This is a genomic window from Kibdelosporangium philippinense, from assembly GCF_021390435.2.
In the GTDB taxonomy this organism is placed as follows: domain Bacteria; phylum Actinomycetota; class Actinomycetes; order Mycobacteriales; family Pseudonocardiaceae; genus Kibdelosporangium; species Kibdelosporangium philippinense.
On sequence record NZ_JAJVCN010000003.1, the window covers coordinates 1,803,882 to 1,818,349 of the forward strand.

Annotated in this window: 12 protein-coding genes; 4 read left to right on the forward strand and 8 right to left on the reverse strand. The window is 67.2% G+C overall.

Annotation, left to right across the window (positions count from 1 at the left end):
* The first annotated feature begins 220 nt into the window (after positions 1-220).
* The gene (locus tag LWC34_RS40645; protein ID WP_233730516.1) at positions 221-847 is read left to right on the forward strand and encodes a LysM peptidoglycan-binding domain-containing protein; all 627 of its coding nucleotides are present in this window, start codon (positions 221-223) and stop codon (positions 845-847) included.
* A gap of 183 nt (positions 848-1,030) precedes the next feature.
* Here the strand turns inward: LWC34_RS40645 and LWC34_RS40650 are convergent, their stop codons facing one another.
* The 3 genes from LWC34_RS40650 to LWC34_RS40660 are packed head-to-tail and all read right to left on the reverse strand — an operon-like array spanning position 1,031 to position 3,550.
* Positions 1,031-1,951, reverse strand: coding sequence for a molybdenum cofactor biosynthesis protein MoaE (locus tag LWC34_RS40650; RefSeq protein ID WP_233730517.1), 921 nt, complete (start codon positions 1,949-1,951; stop codon positions 1,031-1,033).
* Positions 1,948-3,333, reverse strand: coding sequence for an NAD-dependent malic enzyme (locus LWC34_RS40655; protein ID WP_233730518.1), 1,386 nt, complete (start codon positions 3,331-3,333; stop codon positions 1,948-1,950). The genes LWC34_RS40650 and LWC34_RS40655 overlap by 4 nt, the downstream gene beginning before the upstream one ends.
* A 25-nt stretch (positions 3,334-3,358) precedes the next feature.
* On the reverse strand, positions 3,359-3,550 hold the full coding sequence (locus LWC34_RS40660) for a hypothetical protein (RefSeq protein WP_233731008.1): 192 nt from the start codon (positions 3,548-3,550) through the stop codon (positions 3,359-3,361).
* A gap of 101 nt (positions 3,551-3,651) precedes the next feature.
* On the opposite strand from LWC34_RS40660, the gene LWC34_RS40665 reads away from it, so the two are divergent.
* Positions 3,652-5,919 (forward strand): helicase-associated domain-containing protein, encoded by a 2,268-nt coding sequence (locus LWC34_RS40665; protein WP_233730519.1) that lies wholly within the window; start codon positions 3,652-3,654, stop codon positions 5,917-5,919.
* A gap of 32 nt (positions 5,920-5,951) precedes the next feature.
* Here the strand turns inward: LWC34_RS40665 and LWC34_RS40670 are convergent, their stop codons facing one another.
* Positions 5,952-6,842, reverse strand: a complete 891-nt coding sequence (locus LWC34_RS40670) for a patatin-like phospholipase family protein (protein WP_233730520.1) — start codon at positions 6,840-6,842, stop codon at positions 5,952-5,954.
* 43 nt (positions 6,843-6,885) lie between these two features.
* On the opposite strand from LWC34_RS40670, the gene LWC34_RS40675 reads away from it, so the two are divergent.
* Both LWC34_RS40675 and LWC34_RS40680 read left to right on the forward strand, forming a co-directional pair.
* Positions 6,886-7,650 carry a patatin-like phospholipase family protein gene (locus LWC34_RS40675; RefSeq protein ID WP_233730521.1) on the forward strand — a complete coding sequence of 255 codons (765 nt, stop codon included), beginning with the start codon at positions 6,886-6,888 and terminating at the stop codon, positions 7,648-7,650.
* Between the two features lie 42 nt (positions 7,651-7,692).
* Positions 7,693-9,066, forward strand: coding sequence for an amidohydrolase family protein (locus tag LWC34_RS40680; protein WP_233730522.1), 1,374 nt, complete (start codon positions 7,693-7,695; stop codon positions 9,064-9,066).
* A 122-nt stretch (positions 9,067-9,188) separates the two neighbouring features.
* On the opposite strand, the gene LWC34_RS40685 is transcribed toward LWC34_RS40680, so the two are convergent.
* Genes LWC34_RS40685 through LWC34_RS40700 form a run of 4 tightly spaced genes read right to left on the reverse strand, consistent with a single transcriptional unit; the run spans position 9,189 to position 14,165 of the window.
* A complete protein-coding gene (locus LWC34_RS40685; RefSeq protein WP_037254387.1) occupies positions 9,189-9,797 on the reverse strand; it encodes a GTP-binding protein in 609 nt (202 codons plus the stop codon).
* The gene (locus tag LWC34_RS40690; protein ID WP_233730523.1) at positions 9,778-10,560 is read right to left on the reverse strand and encodes a DUF742 domain-containing protein; all 783 of its coding nucleotides are present in this window, start codon (positions 10,558-10,560) and stop codon (positions 9,778-9,780) included. Before LWC34_RS40690 ends, LWC34_RS40685 begins: the two co-directional genes overlap by 20 nt.
* A 24-nt stretch (positions 10,561-10,584) precedes the next feature.
* Complete coding sequence (locus LWC34_RS40695; RefSeq protein WP_076990263.1) at positions 10,585-11,010, reverse strand: roadblock/LC7 domain-containing protein; 426 nt, start codon at positions 11,008-11,010, stop codon at positions 10,585-10,587.
* Complete coding sequence (locus LWC34_RS40700) at positions 11,007-14,165, reverse strand: nitrate- and nitrite sensing domain-containing protein (protein WP_233730524.1); 3,159 nt, start codon at positions 14,163-14,165, stop codon at positions 11,007-11,009. The genes LWC34_RS40695 and LWC34_RS40700 overlap by 4 nt, the downstream gene beginning before the upstream one ends.
* Between the last annotated feature and the right edge of the window lie 303 nt (positions 14,166-14,468).

A 14,468-nucleotide genomic window follows, 5' to 3' on the forward strand; every position in this document is an offset into this window, starting at 1 on the left:
CGCCCGCATAAATTTCCGATCTCGGTTCTGGTTACGTACGGTCGCTCTCGGGTTGGACCCGACCAACCCGGCTAGACCTGAGAGCCCGCAGCGCCGAACCCCGTCCGGTGGGCCCTCAGGACCCGAACCCCGAGTGAGAGACAACTTCCGGACGGGAGCAGGAGGGCGAACCCCGAGTGACCCCTCCCAGCACGCAGCAGGCGCTGGAGGTGAGAGCGAAATGACTAACCCCGGCAAGCACCGCAGGCCGAACTTCGCCACCCGCACCATCGCTCGCGTCGCCATCGCTGGCCTCGCAGTCGGTGCGCCGCTGGCGATCGCAGCGGCACCGGCGCAGGCTGAAGGCAGCGTCAACTGGGACAAGGTCGCCCAGTGCGAGAGCGGCGGAAACTGGAAGGCCAACACCGGTAACCGTTACTCCGGTGGTCTGCAGTTCCTCCCGAGCACCTGGCGGGCCAACGGCGGCACGGGCTCGGCGCACAACGCCTCCCGCGAGGAGCAGATCCGCGTCGCGGAGAACGTCCTGCGCACGCAGGGCATCAAGGCGTGGCCGAAGTGCGGCCCGCTGGGCCTCGGTGGCGGCAGCGCCCCGGTCAAGAAGGCCGCGCCGAAGAAGTCGGCCAAGCCGGTGCAGAAGGCCACCCCGAAGCCTTCCGCGCCGAAGCCCGCCGCGGCCCCGGTTCAGAGCAACGTCGGTGACTACACCGTCGTCGCGGGCGACACCCTGTCGGGTATCGCCGCGAAGCTGAACGTCGAGGGCGGCTGGCACAAGCTGGCCGAGCTGAACAAGAGCACCATCAGCAACGTGAACCTGATCTTCCCGGGTCAGCGGATCGTCACCAAGTAAGTCCGTGACGATCACGCGTCGCTGAGGCGAGAGCCCCGGAATCCTGGTGACACGACCGGATTCCGGGGCTCAGCCATATCCCCAGGTCATCCCTCGTGAGTGTTTTTGCCGGTTCTAACCGGCAAAAACACTCACGAGGGATGACCTGGGAACATCACGAGACCGCCATGGGGGCGTCGGGCGTTACGGGCAGTTGACCCATTCGTCGGTGCCGTCGGCGAAGGTCTGGTGCTTCCAGATCGGCAACTGCCGCTTCACCTCGTCGACCAGGTCCGAACAGGCCGCGAACGCCTCGGCCCGGTGCTCGGCCGAGACCGCGCAGGCCAGGGCCACGTCACCGATCTGCAGGTCACCGATCCGGTGGCTGACCGCGATGGCCCGCAGACCCGGCCGTGAACCGGCGATTTCCGTCGCCACACGCTCGATGACCTCGGCAGCACTGGGGTGACCGCTATAGGACAGCTCACGGACGGTCTTGCTCCGGTCGTGGTCACGAACCACGCCGCCGAACGACACCACGGCTCCGGCAGCACGGTCGCTGACCAACGATGCGTGCTCGTCGACCGACAGCGCTTCCTCGCTCACGACCGCCCGAACGATCCGGGCAGGCACGATCTGGCCGGTCTGCCGTTCGTGGTCGCCGCCGCCCACCTGATCCACCGCGTGATCCAGCACCGATTCGAGCACTCCCAGTCCGTCACGGACGCCGCCGGTGGACCCAGGAAGGTTGATGACCAGCGTTTTTCCCGCGACTCCGGCGAGCCCACGGGACAACGCGGCCGTCGGGACGTCGGGCAAGCCCGCCGAACGGATGGCGTCGGCCAGGCCAGGGATCTCGTAATCCAGCACTGACGACGTTGCCTCGGGCGTGCGGTCGGTCGGCGTGATGCCGGTGCCGCCGGTCGTGATAACGACGTTCACGCCCGACGCGATGGCCTCTCGCAGCGCCGCCGCGACGGGTCCGCCGTCGGGGACGACCACCGGCGCGGGGACGTCATAGCCGCGAACCCGCAGCCAGTCGACGATGATCGGGCCGGTGCGGTCTTCGTAGACGCCCGCAGCCGCCCGGTTCGAGGCTGTGATCACCCGCGCCGTGTTGGTCATGACTTCGACGCCGCCTTACGGACGGCCTCGGCGACCGCTGGTGCGACCGCCGCGTCGAAGACGCTGGGCACGATGAACGACGCGTTGATCCGCTCGCCGTTCGAGACGTCCGCGATCGCGTCGGCTGCGGCCAGCAGCATCTCGTCGGTGATAGTCCGCGCGTGCGCGTCCAGCAGGCCTCGGAAAACACCCGGGAAGGCCAGCACGTTGTTGATCTGGTTCGGGTAGTCGCTCCGGCCGGTGGCCACGACGGCCGCGTACTGCTGCGCCTCGATCGGGTCGATCTCCGGGTCCGGGTTGGCCAGCGCGAACACGACCGCGTCCTTGGCCATCGTCTTGACCTGCTCGGCACCGAACAGGTTCGGCGCGGAGACACCGATGAACACGTCCGCACCCACAAGGGCGTCGTGCAGCGTGCCGGAGACACCGTCCTTGTTGGTGGTCGCCGCGATCTGCTCGAGGTTCGAGTCGAGGTCGCCGCGCTCGGCGTGCACGATGCCGTTGATGTCGACCGCGATGATGTCGGCCGGGGCGCGGTGTTTCAGCAGGCGGATGATCGCCGAACCGGCCGCGCCGACGCCACAGACCACGACCTTGCACTGGTCAAGGGACTTGCCGACGACCTTCAGCGCGTTGCGCAGCGCCGCGACCACTACGATCGCGGTGCCGTGCTGGTCGTCGTGGAATACCGGGATGTCCAGCTTCTCGCGCAGCCGGGCCTCGATCTCGAAGCAGCGCGGCGCCGCGATGTCCTCGAGGTTGATGCCCGCGTAAGCCGGGGCGATCAGCTCGACGGTCCGGATGATCTCGTCGGTGTCCTGCGTGTCCAGCACGATCGGCCACGCGTCGACGTCCGCGAACTTCTTGAACAGCACGGCCTTGCCTTCCATCACCGGAAGGGCAGCGGCCGGGCCGATGTTGCCGAGACCGAGCACCGCGGAGCCGTCGGTGACGACAGCGACCGTGTTGCGCTTGATGGTCAGACGGCGGGCGTCCTCGGGGTTCTTCGCGATGGCCATGCAGACCCGCGCGACACCCGGGGTGTAGGCGCGGGAGAGGTCGTCACGGTTGCGCAGTGCGACCTTGGAGTGCACCTCGAGCTTGCCGCCGAGGTGGATGAGGAACGTCCGGTCGGACACCTTGCGGACCACGACACCGGGCAGTTCACCCAGTGCGTCGGTGATCTCGTTGGCGTGTTCAGCGGAGGTGGCGTTGCACGTGATGTCCACGACCACGCGGTCGGCGTGCGACTCGACGACGTCGAACGCCGTGATGACGCCGCCCGCCCTGCCGACGGCCGAGGTCAGGTCGCCGGCGGCACTCGCCGACGGCGGGGCCTCGACCCGGATGGTGATCGAATAACCAGGACCGGGCACTGGCATGTCTTGCTCCCCGCGAAAGAACGATTTATTTGTTGATCTCCGTGACCGGGTGCTCGTAGCCCAGGTCCTCAACTGGCAGCGGGAAGGTCACGTCACCGAACGGCGACAGCGCGCCCTGCCGGTCAGCAGCGAGTTCGCTGACCGGGTGCGCGGCGTTCGCCGGCTTCTCGGGCCAGGTCGGTTCGATCCGGTCCGGGTTGCCCTTGGCCTTGGCCACCGACTCCTCCTCGAAGTACTGCCCGCATGTCGATGCGGAAATCCGCCCGTACGGTACCCGACCTGCCCCCTGCCGGAGCACGCGCGTATACCGTGGTCAGGGTGTCAGTCTCCACGTTAACCGAGTGGCTGCGCGAGCGGGACGACGCCGCGTTGGCTCGGCTGCTCGGTGCGCGCCCGGATCTGGCGACCCCGATACCTGCGGACACGGCCGTTCTGGCGACAAGAGCAGGCAGCCGGGCGTCGGTCGCACGTGCGGCCGAATCCCTGGACACGTTCACATTGACCGTGCTCGACGCGCTTCTGCTGTGCGACGCGGACACCCGCACGGTGAAGCTGGCCGAAGTGGCCGCGATGCTTGGCGCAAAGGTGCCACGCAAGCGGGTCCGTGAGGCGGTCAACACCTTGATCGATCTGGCACTGGCGTGGGGGCCGGAGGACGCGCTGAGCGTGGTGCCGTCCACACGGGAGGCTGCCGGACTGTTCCCAGGCGGCCTTGGCCGTCGATCGTCCGAACTGGACGGCAGGGACCTGACCACGGTCCTGTCTGAACTGTCCGAACCGGAGCGCAGGCTGCTGGCGACTTTGGCCGATGGCCAGCCGACCGGGCGCAGCCGGGACGCGAACGTGATTGTGCCGCTTGAACAAGCCGAGACGCCGGTGCAGAAGCTGCTGGCCCGTGGTCTCTTGCTCCGGCTGGATGCCGAGACCGTCGAGCTGCCACGGCAGGTCGGCCTCGCGCTGCGTGGTGCTCATCCGATGGGCCAGGTCAAAGCGAACCCGCCGCCGGTGCAGACCACCGCCCGCATTTTGTCCACTGTGGACTCCACGGCGGCCGGTGAGGCGATGGAGCTGATCCGGCACACCGAGACGTTGATCTCGGTGTGGTCCGCGGAACCTCCGGCTGTCTTGCGCGCGGGCGGACTCGGGGTGCGGGACATCCGCAAGCTGGCTCGTGAACTCCAGGCCGACGAGACCCGCGTGACGTTGATCGTCGAGCTAGCGCTTGGTGCGGGCCTGGTGATCGCGACCGACACGTCCACACCGCAGTGGGCGCCGACGACACAGGCGGACGTGTGGCTCGTGTCCTCGCCGCCGCAGCGTTGGGCGACGTTGGCCGTGTGCTGGCTTGACCTGCCCCGACTGCCTGGCCTTGCTGGCAGCAAAGACTTGCGGGACAAGGTGATCGCTCCCCTGTCCGAGGAACTCCGGCGGCCGCTCGCGCCCGCTTCGCGGCGCCGCGTGCTCGAGGCGTTGGACGAGTTCGAGCCAGGCACCGGGGTGGATTCGGTCGACGACTTGGCCGGGTTGCTGGCTTGGCGGGCACCGCGCCGGGGCGGACGGCTGCGTGACGACCTCGTGCGTTGGACCATGCGTGAGGCGCAAGCGCTTGGCATGGTCGCGTTCGGCGCTTTGACATCGCCCGCCCGTGCCCTGTTGGCGGACGGCCCAGCGGCCGCGGCGAAGCAGATGGCCGAGGCTATGCCGACCCCCGTGGACCACGTCTTGGTGCAGGCAGACCTGACGGTCGTCGCGCCCGGTCCGCTCGAACAAACGCTTGGTCACGAGATCAACCTGGTCGCGGACGTCGAATCCGCCGGTGGCGCAACGGTTTACCGGATCAGCGAGGCCTCGATCCGGCGCGCGCTTGACGGCGGCCGCACCTCGACGGACCTGCATGAACTGTTCAAAACCCGGTCACGCACGCCGGTCCCGCAGGCGTTGACGTACATGATCGACGACATCGCCCGTAAGCACGGGCAACTGCGCGGCGGCGCGGCGATGTCGTTCCTGCGTTGCGACGACGAGGGTCTGATCGCCGAGGTCGCGGCCAGCCCAGCGGGTGCGCGGCTGGAGTTGCGCAAGATCGCGCCGGGGGTGCTTGTGAGCCCAGTCCCGTTGGCTGACGTGCTGGAAGAGTTGCGGGCCGCGGGTTTCGCACCCTCAGCCGAGGATTCCGACGGCCGATTGATGGACTTGCGCCCCAGCGGCTTGCGGGTTCCGTTGCGGCAACGTCCAAAGGGCACGGCCCTGCCGAAACCACCCAGCCAAGAACAGCTCGCGGACCTGGTCAGCGCGATGCGCGCGGGCGACAAGGCCGCCGCGACCCGCCGTGGCCGAACCGTCGCACTGGCCGGCGGCCGAGGCGCGGACACATCCGAAACCCTTGCCCTGCTTCAGGAAGCAGCCGCGCAGGGCAGAAGCGTGTTCATCGGGTACGTCGACAGCAACGGAACGGCGAGCCAACGCGTGATCGAGCCGGTCCGGGTCGGCGCGGGAATCCTGGAAGGACTGGACTCGACCCGCTCGGAGACCCACAGGTTCGCCCTGCACCGCATCACATCGGCATCCCTGGTAGAAGACTCGTGAGTGGTTAGCAGGGTTAGAACGCGACTAACCACTCACGAGGCTAGAGATGCGTGGACAGCCTGGCGGCCGAGCATTACGGCTTTGCGTAGGAGTTCCGTGTCACGCTCCAAAGGGGACACAGTAGGGGCGTCACTCGGCGGCCGAATTGACATGACCGTAGGAAGTTCGGTCAGCAGTTGCTCGTCGGCGACGTCGCGCGGATATTGCTGCACCCAGACGCTTCGCAGACCAGGCAACGCCCGCGGCACGACCATGCTGTGCATACGGCGTGGCCTGGTCGGCCGCTCAGTCGCGCGCCGGGTCCGGAGCATCAGGACGTGCGTCGCACCATTGGCAAGGGCCGTACGGAAAGGAAGCGGCTCGGCCACGCCACCGTCCACGTAACGCCTGCCTGCCAGGAAAACCGGCCGCCCGGCAAGGACGGGCATGCAAGTTGTGGCTCGTAGCGCGGTTTTCAGGTCCGCGACTTTCCGGATGTACGGCCGCAGGTCCACCGGCTGGCCGTTTTCGGCGTCGGTGGCCATCGGGTGATAGCTGACCGGACTGTGCAGGACCGCCTCGAAATCCATCGGGGTCAGCTCACCGTATACGGTGTCAACTAAGTACTGCGTGTCAAGAACAGGCTTGCCACGCAGGAACCGCCAAGGATTGATGACCTGGCGCATGATCTCCGGATCCCACCAGCCCCGCATACCGGACAAAGCACGGCCGGACAGCAGCCAGGCGCCGTTCAAAGCACCGGCGGACGATCCGTAAACCGCATCGAAACACCTGGTCAGCCCGAGTTCCTCGATGGCCATGACCATCCCGCTCGAATAAGTCCCCCTGCTGCTCCCACCTTCGATCGCCAGTGCGATACGGAATCCGTCGGCCCGGAACCCGGGACGGCTGCCGTCCGCATGACGACGAGAGATCAGACGCATAACAGGGTGCACAGATCAAGTTTGACATGAGAAGAATGTGGGTATGCGCGCACTTGTCCTCGGTGGCGGCGGAGTCGCCGGAATAGCGTGGGAAGTCGGGATCCTGCACGGCCTCGGCGAAACCGTGCTTGACGTCGACATGATCGTCGGAACATCGGCCGGTTCCGTTGTCGCCGCGGCCCTCGGCCACATCACGCCGGAAGAGGCCTACCAGCGGCAAACCACACCGTCGCCCGCGTCGGCGAACAACGCGATCGGCCCGGCACCCAAGCTGGACAAGCTGCTGGAGCTGTTCGCGAAGGCCTACAGCCTCCCACCGGAGGAAGCCGTGCCAATGGTGGCGGATCTCTCGCTGAGTGCCGACACCATGCCCGAAGAAGCGTTCGTGAAGGTAATCGGCGGAAACCTGCCCTCGAACGAATGGCCCGACCGCGACATCTCAGTGGTCGCGTACGACACAGGCTCGGCGCAACGCACGGTGTTCACCCGGGAGTCCGGCGTGGATCTTGGGCTCGCCGTGGCTGCGAGCTGCTCGGTGCCTGGCGTGTTCCCGCCCGTCACGATCAACGGAAACCGCTACATGGACGGCGGAATCCGAATGTCCAACAACGCGGACCTGGTCGCCGGCTACGACGAAGTCCTGATCATCGCCCCGATGACCGAGCTCGCACCCCCACCGAACGCCAAGGTGATCACCCCTGACCGGGAAGCATTCGAAGCGATGGGCGGCAACGTGCTCGACCCGGCAAGCCGGATCCCCAGCGCGCAAGCAGGTCTGCGTCAAGGCCGGTCCCTAAGACCGCACTGAAGCCGCGGGCGCCATGACGCGGTTACGGATAATGTCCCGCCCGTGGGAAAAAGACTGTTCCTTCTGACGTTGACACTCGTCATCGGCAGTGTGTTCCTGGTCAGCCTTGGCCGCGACGACGTAGGTGAAGCGGCGGGCGGCGGCAGGACGCTGATCCGCGACGCTTCCATGGTCCTCACGATGGACGAGAAGCTGGGCACGCTGGAAAACGCCGACGTGCTGATCGACGGCGCCCGGATCACCGCGGTCGGCCGGGGTGTTTCCGCCGGAAACGCCAGGGTGATCGACGGCCGGGGCAAGATCGTCATGCCCGGCTTCGTCGACCTGCACACGCATCTCTGGCAGTCGCTGATCAGAGGCTGCGCGACGGACAAAGAACTCAACGGCTGGCTGGGTGGCTGCGTACTGCCACTGCAGGGCTCGCCGGTGAGCGGAGCGGACGCATACGCGGGAACCCGTCTGTCGACACTGGACGCGATCTCAACCGGCGTGACAACGGTGACCGACTGGTCCCACGCCTTCAACGCGGACTTCGCCAGAGGAAACCTGCAAGCCCTGCAGGACTCGAAGCAGCGGTTCGTCTTCGCCTTCATGGCTGGCACGGACCCGTGGATCGCCCCGGAAGTCCGCCGGGTCAAAAAGGACGTCATCGACCCGAACCCGTTGGCACACCTGATGATCGGCACCCACCCGGCGAACTGGAACGTCGCGAACGTCGAGGCGTCGGAGAAGCTGTCGGAAGAACTGGGCGTGCCGTTGAACGTGCACCTGCTTGAGTCCAAAGCAGACCCAGCGACCGACCAGCTGGGAGTCCTGCGCCGGGCAGGGGCACTGCGCCCGGGCTTGCTGGCGAACCACTTGGTGCACGCAACCGACGCGGAACTGGACGAGCTTGCGGCACATGACGTCCGTGTCGCCCACAACCCACTGTCCAACATGCGCCTGGTATCCGGCGTAGCCCGCGTGCCAGACATGAAGACCCGCAACATGAAGGTGGGCATCGGCCTGGACGGCGGAACCAACGACACGTCCGACATGTTCAACGATATGAGGGCAGCGGTCGGATTGCAGCGGGCACAGTCGACGGACCCCGCGCGATACCCAACGCCTGCCGACGTTCTGCGAATGGCGACGATGGGCGGAGCAGAGGCACTGGGGCTGGAGAAGGAAATTGGCTCACTGACTCCGGGCAAGAAGGCAGACCTGCAAGTGATCGACACGCAGGCACTGAACTTCGCGCCCAAGGTGGACTGGCCAAGTCAGGTGGTCTTCAACACCCAACCCGTGAACGTTCAGTGGGTCTTCGTGAACGGCGTCCCGCTGAAGAAAGAGGGCAAGGTCATCGGCGACAACAGCCGGGTCCTCACCGACGCCCAAGCAGCGGCGGACCGGGTGAAGGGTTACTTGGGCCGCTGACCGTACCTCCTCGTGAGTGGTTATCCGCGTTCTAACGCGGATAACCACTCACGAGGGCTGAGCTGGGGGTACACCAAAGCGGCCGCCGTCCCGAGGGGGCAGCAGCCGCTGGTGGGAGCAGATCAGACCGCGCGGGCCGACATCCGCTGGTGCATCGCGTGCTCGACCAGGGTGATCAGGCTTTCCTTGGTGGATTCCCGATCCCGAGCGTCGCAAGTGACCACCGGAACCGACGGCTCGATGGTCAGCGCGTCACGAACATCCTCGACCCGGTGGTGCAGCACGCGCTCGAAGCAGTTGATCGCCACGATGTACGGCAACTGCCGGTCTTCGAAGAAGTCGATCGCCGCGAACGCGTCAGCCAGCCGACGCGTGTCGACGAGCACGATCGCCCCGATCGCACCACGCACCAAGTCGTCCCACATGAACCAGAACCTGTGCTGGCCAGGCGTACCGAACAGGTACAGGATCAGATCCGAGTCCAGCGAGACACGGCCGAAGTCCATCGCCACCGTCGTGGTGACCTTGTTCGGCGTTGCCGACAGATCGTCGACGTCCTGGCTCGCCTCGGTCATCACCGCCTCGGTGGTCAGCGGCACGATTTCGGAAACCGCTCCGACGAACGTGGTCTTACCGACGCCGAACCCACCGGCGACGACGATCTTCGCGGACGTCGTCGCCTGACGCGCCACGGCCCGCGGGTTGTGAGGACTAGAGCCTGCGGAGCCCACTGAGCACCCTTTCCATGAACTCGATCGACGGCCGGTCCCCGACGACCATGCCGCTCTGGTGGATCAGCACGAGCCCCATGCCCGCCATGTCACCGATCAGCACCCGGGCAACGCCGAGTGGCAGACGCAAGTGCGCGGCCACCTCGGCGACCGAGCGTGTGTCGAGACACAGCCCGCAAATCGACCTGTGCTCGGGGAGCACAGCCGCCTCCGGCAGCCTTCCTCGGTCACTGGTCGAAACCAGTGCCTCGATGGCCAGGTCGTAGTCGGACCGCGTGCGCCCACCGGTCTTCGTGTAGGGACGGACCAGCGAACCGGTCTCTGCGATCGGTTCAGCCCTGACCGGCTCCTCCCACTCCGTAGCGGCTGGCACCGCAGGAAGCTGGTCGGAGTTCCAGTCATTCTGCCTTGGCACTCCCGGGTCGCCGTACAGGCTAGCCCCTGGCCCACCGAACAACCGCGCTCGGTAGCCATCAAGGTCGATCCTGTTCGGTGGGTCCCCAAGTCCGTGCTCGGGCAGGTCCTCCCAACCTCGCTCCGGCATTTCCTCTTGCCTCCGCTCCGGCCGGCTCGGCAGCCGATGGTCTTGCTCGTCCAACGCCTCATCGGGCTCGTGATAGACCGCCACGTCGACCGCGCGGTCATCATCGTCGTCGGGGCCACCCGCGTCGGGCTCCTCGAATCGGAACCCGGTCGAAGCCCAGTCCCGATACGAAAAGTCCGCGCCGAACCGACCGCCTGAGGCTCGGTGACCTCTAGCCATCTGCTCTCACCCCGCCAACCCGGCTTATCTTCGCTGCGCGCCTTGCAGCTGCGCCCGTAGTTCGGGCGTCATCTGCTGGCCGACTCGCTCGACCAGAAGCGTCATCTCGTAGGCGACCAAGCCTATGTCGCAGTTCGGTGCTGCCAGCACTGCGAGACAAGACCCATCCGAGATTGACATGAGGAAGAGATATCCCCTGTCCATCTCGACGACGGTCTGGTTGACCCCGCCTGCCTCGAAGCACCTCGCGGCACCCGCGGTGAGGCTCACCAGCCCGGACGCCACGGCGGAAAGCTGCTCGGCACGGTCACGGGGCAACCCCTGGGACCCGGCCAACAGCAGGCCGTCTGCCGAAACCACCACCGCGTGCGCGACTCCGGGCACCTGCCGAACGAAATCGGTGATGAGCCAGCCGAAACTGCCTGGCTGGTTAGTCGTCGCGGTCGTCACTCCTGCTCCTCGTCTTGACGGCTCTCGACTGCATCCTGGTCACCAGCGTAAGACTCGACCATCGCGTGCCGTCCGCGGCGGATGCCTTGCTGGAAGCTCGACATGCGGCCTCGGACCGCGTCAGCCGAGCGTGGTGGCAGCGCGGGCGCGCGCTGCGCCTGCTGCTGCGGCGAAGATGGTCTTGATGGCGCCGACCCAGGGATCAGCTGCGCCTTCGGCACACGCTTGGGCAAACCGGCCGAGGTGACCACCTCAGGCGCCTTCTTGGTCAGCGCCTGCGCGGCCTGCCAGCCTTCGTCACCCGGCGACTGCCAGGCCGCGTGGGCCGGTGCCGGCTCGGGCTCTGGTTCGGGCGCGGGTTCCGGTTCGGCGTGCGCGACCGGCTCGGGCTCGACGTGCTGCTCGACGTGTGGTGTGTCGCCGTTCATGTTTTCCACGTGTGCTGGCGGAGGTGGCGGCGCGGCCTCGCGGCGGGACGCTGGCGCCTCCTCAGCGGCAGGCGGCGGCGTCGAGCGGCCACGCTCGGACGCTGACGTGCGCTTGCTGTCGCTGTCGCCTTCCTCGAACCACTGCGACAGCACGGCCTCGTAGATCGGCAGACGCTCGGTCGGCGCGTCGAGGTCCTGGTTCGCGGGCGGAGGGGGTGGCGCCGGACGCGGGTTCGCGGCTTCGCGTGCCGCCTTCTCCGCGGCGAACGCGTCACCGAACAGCGACGAAGGCGGTTCCGGCTGCTCCTGCGGGAGCGGCTGGATCCCGGTTGGCGTGTCCTCGTGGTGCGTGGGCTGCTGGTCGCCTGCCCATCCAGCCGTGGCTGGCACGTTGCCGTTCGTCGCGTTCTCGGTTGCCGGTGGGTACGCGGGCGGCGGGTACGACGGCATCGAGGAAAGGCTCGGGTCCGAATCCTCGGCGCCGACCCTTGGCAGGCTGCCGGTGAAGGCGTTGGCGATCCCGCCGCCCGGCCTTGACGCTGGCGGCGGCGTACGCTGCCCGCCGAACGTCCCAGTTCCGCCGAGCGTGCTCGTCGGCGTGCCACCCATGGTGGTCTCGACGGACGACGGTGCGATGGTCGGGATACCGCCGGTCGGGGTCAGGTTCGTTGCCTGTACGCCACGCGAGGACTGGATCAGCGACGCCGGGACGATGATCCGGGCGATCAAACCGCCGTCGATGTCCTCGTTGTCACGCAGCCGGACCTGGATGTTGTGCCGCTGCGCCAGGCGCGCGACCACGTAGAGGCCCATTCGCCGGGTCACCGAGACGTCCATGTCCGGCGGGTCGGCCAGCCGCCGGTTGGCCGATTCGATCTCGTCGGCCGACATGCCGACACCCTGGTCGGTAATCTGGATGGCCAGTTCCTTCTTGCGGGTGGCCGCCATCCGGACGGTGACCTTCTTCTCCGGCTCGGAGAAGGACGTCGCGTTGTCGAGCAGCTCGGCGATCAGGTGCACGAGGTCGTTGACCGCGCGGCCCTGGACGGCCACTTCCGGAGCCGAGAGGACCTCGATCCGGGCGTACTGCTCGACCTCGGACACGGCCGCACCGACGACGTCAGCGGACGGCACCGGCCGCGTCAGCTGGCGGGAAAGGCCGGTGCCGGAGAGCACCAGCAGGCTTTCCGAGTTACGCCGCATTCGCGTGGCCAGGTGGTCCAGCTCGAACAGGCTGGCCAGCTGGTCCGGGTCCTGCTCGTCCTGCTCGAGCCGGTCGATCAGGTTCAGCTGGCGTTCGACCAGCGCCTGCGATCGGCGGGACAGGTTGACGAAGATCGAGTTGACGTTGTCACGCAACAACGCCTGCTCGGCGGCCATTCGGACGGCCTGTTCGTGCACCGCGTCGAACGACCGGGCGACTTCACCGGTCTCCTCACGGGTGAACACCGGCATCGGCTCGACCGCGTGCTTGGACGCCGCGACGGGGTCCGGGTCGGCCAGGATGCGCTGCACGGTTTCCGGCAGCCTGGTGTACGCCACGTCGAGCGCGTTGGTCCGCAGCACCCGCAGCGGCTTCAGGATCGACCGGGTGACCAGCGCCATCAGGATCAGTGCGGCGATCAGCAGGGCGAGCACGATGGCCGCGTTGAACCACGCCGAGTTGGTCCGGGCGGTGGCCAGTTTGTCGGCGCTGTTGCGCAGGTTGGTCAGCAGGTTCTCTTCGACCGTGCGCAGCTTGTCGACGGTCACCGTGCCGTCCTTGACCAGCGAGGCCTTGTCGATGCCGAGGCTCTGGTTGTTGTCGGCCTTGTTGAACGCCGTGGACTTGATCCGCTCGCGGTCGTCGACCTCGGGACCGGACACGGTGTCGGAGTAGAACTGCAGTTCCTGCGGGGTCGCGTTGGCCCGGAACGAGGACTGCGCGGCCTGGAAGCTCGCTTCCGCGGCGCGGGCCTCTTCGAGCAGGCCGGACGGGAAGTTGTTCACCGTCGCGGCGATCTGCAGCGCCGCGTTCTCCTGCGAGGCGAACTCCTTGGTCTCCGAGAGACCCTGCACCGTGGTGGCCTGCCGCAGCAGGTCCTGGTTGGTGACGGCGGTGTTGACCTCACGGCCGAGCTGGACGAGCGCCTCGATGATCGAGGTGTACGCGGCCTTCACGGCGATGTGCGGGTACTCGGTGTCCTTGGCGGCCTGGCGCAGCGCGTCGAGACCGGCCAGCCGCTGCAGACCACGGTTGTAGCGCTCGAGCGCGCCCTCGTCGGAGGTGTTCACCCGCGTCGCGGCGTCGCTGAGCCGCTGGCGGGCGTTGTTGACCGTGTTGATCTGGCTGTCCAGCTCGGCCCGCGCGGCGTTGCGGTTCTGCGCGACGTTGTCGACCGCGAGCGTGCGTTCCTTCTGCAGCTCGTGCACGACCAAGGTGACGTTGTTGGCCAGGTCGACCTGGTTGACCGTCTGCCGGAACTCGTCGGCGCGCTCAAGGTCTTCCTGCGCGCGCAGTCCACCGAGCGCCAGCGCGGTCAAGGTCGGGATGATGACGACGGCGAGGACTTTGGTGCGCAACCTCCAGTTGCGCATGCGCCATGGCGACCCGGCGCGGGCGGTCTTGCCGCCGGGCGCGCGAGGCCCTTGGGGCCTGGCACCTGTGTCGGACGGATCGCCGCCTGGCATCCCCGCCTGACGGCCAAACCCCGAGCTACCTGCGACCCCAGCGTTCTGGTCGGGCACTCCCAGCACACTCCCTGCGTTTGAGCCAGTAGCCCGGTACCCGGAAGGCCAGCTCGAACGGACGATTTACCGCAATGAGTAGGACAGCGAACGAGCACGTGTCTCGTTCGACACCGAACGTCAGGTCACATAGCTCCAGTCCTCACAACCTGTCGTTTCGGCTCGCGGCAGCCAATCCACTCAGCCTCGAACCAGCTTGTTCCCGGCGGTGCCCAGCGGGCATGCCGAAAACTCCTCTGGCGCGAAGCATCGCGGCCCAGGGCCACCTAGGTCAACCCATCCCGACCGGGGTCGTCCTCGGCA

Excerpts from the sequence above, each read along its gene's own strand:
- LWC34_RS40670 (WP_233730520.1), bottom strand. The coding sequence starts at position 6,842 with ATGCGTCTGATCTCTCGTCGTCATGCGGACGGCAGCCGTCCCGGGTTC.
- LWC34_RS40675 (WP_233730521.1), top strand. The coding sequence starts at position 6,886 with ATGCGCGCACTTGTCCTCGGTGGCGGCGGAGTCGCCGGAATAGCGTGG.
- LWC34_RS40655 (WP_233730518.1), bottom strand. The coding sequence starts at position 3,333 with ATGCCAGTGCCCGGTCCTGGTTATTCGATCACCATCCGGGTCGAGGCC.
- LWC34_RS40690 (WP_233730523.1), bottom strand. The coding sequence starts at position 10,560 with ATGGCTAGAGGTCACCGAGCCTCAGGCGGTCGGTTCGGCGCGGACTTT.
- LWC34_RS40650 (WP_233730517.1), bottom strand. The coding sequence starts at position 1,951 with ATGACCAACACGGCGCGGGTGATCACAGCCTCGAACCGGGCGGCTGCG.
- LWC34_RS40645 (WP_233730516.1), top strand. The coding sequence starts at position 221 with ATGACTAACCCCGGCAAGCACCGCAGGCCGAACTTCGCCACCCGCACC.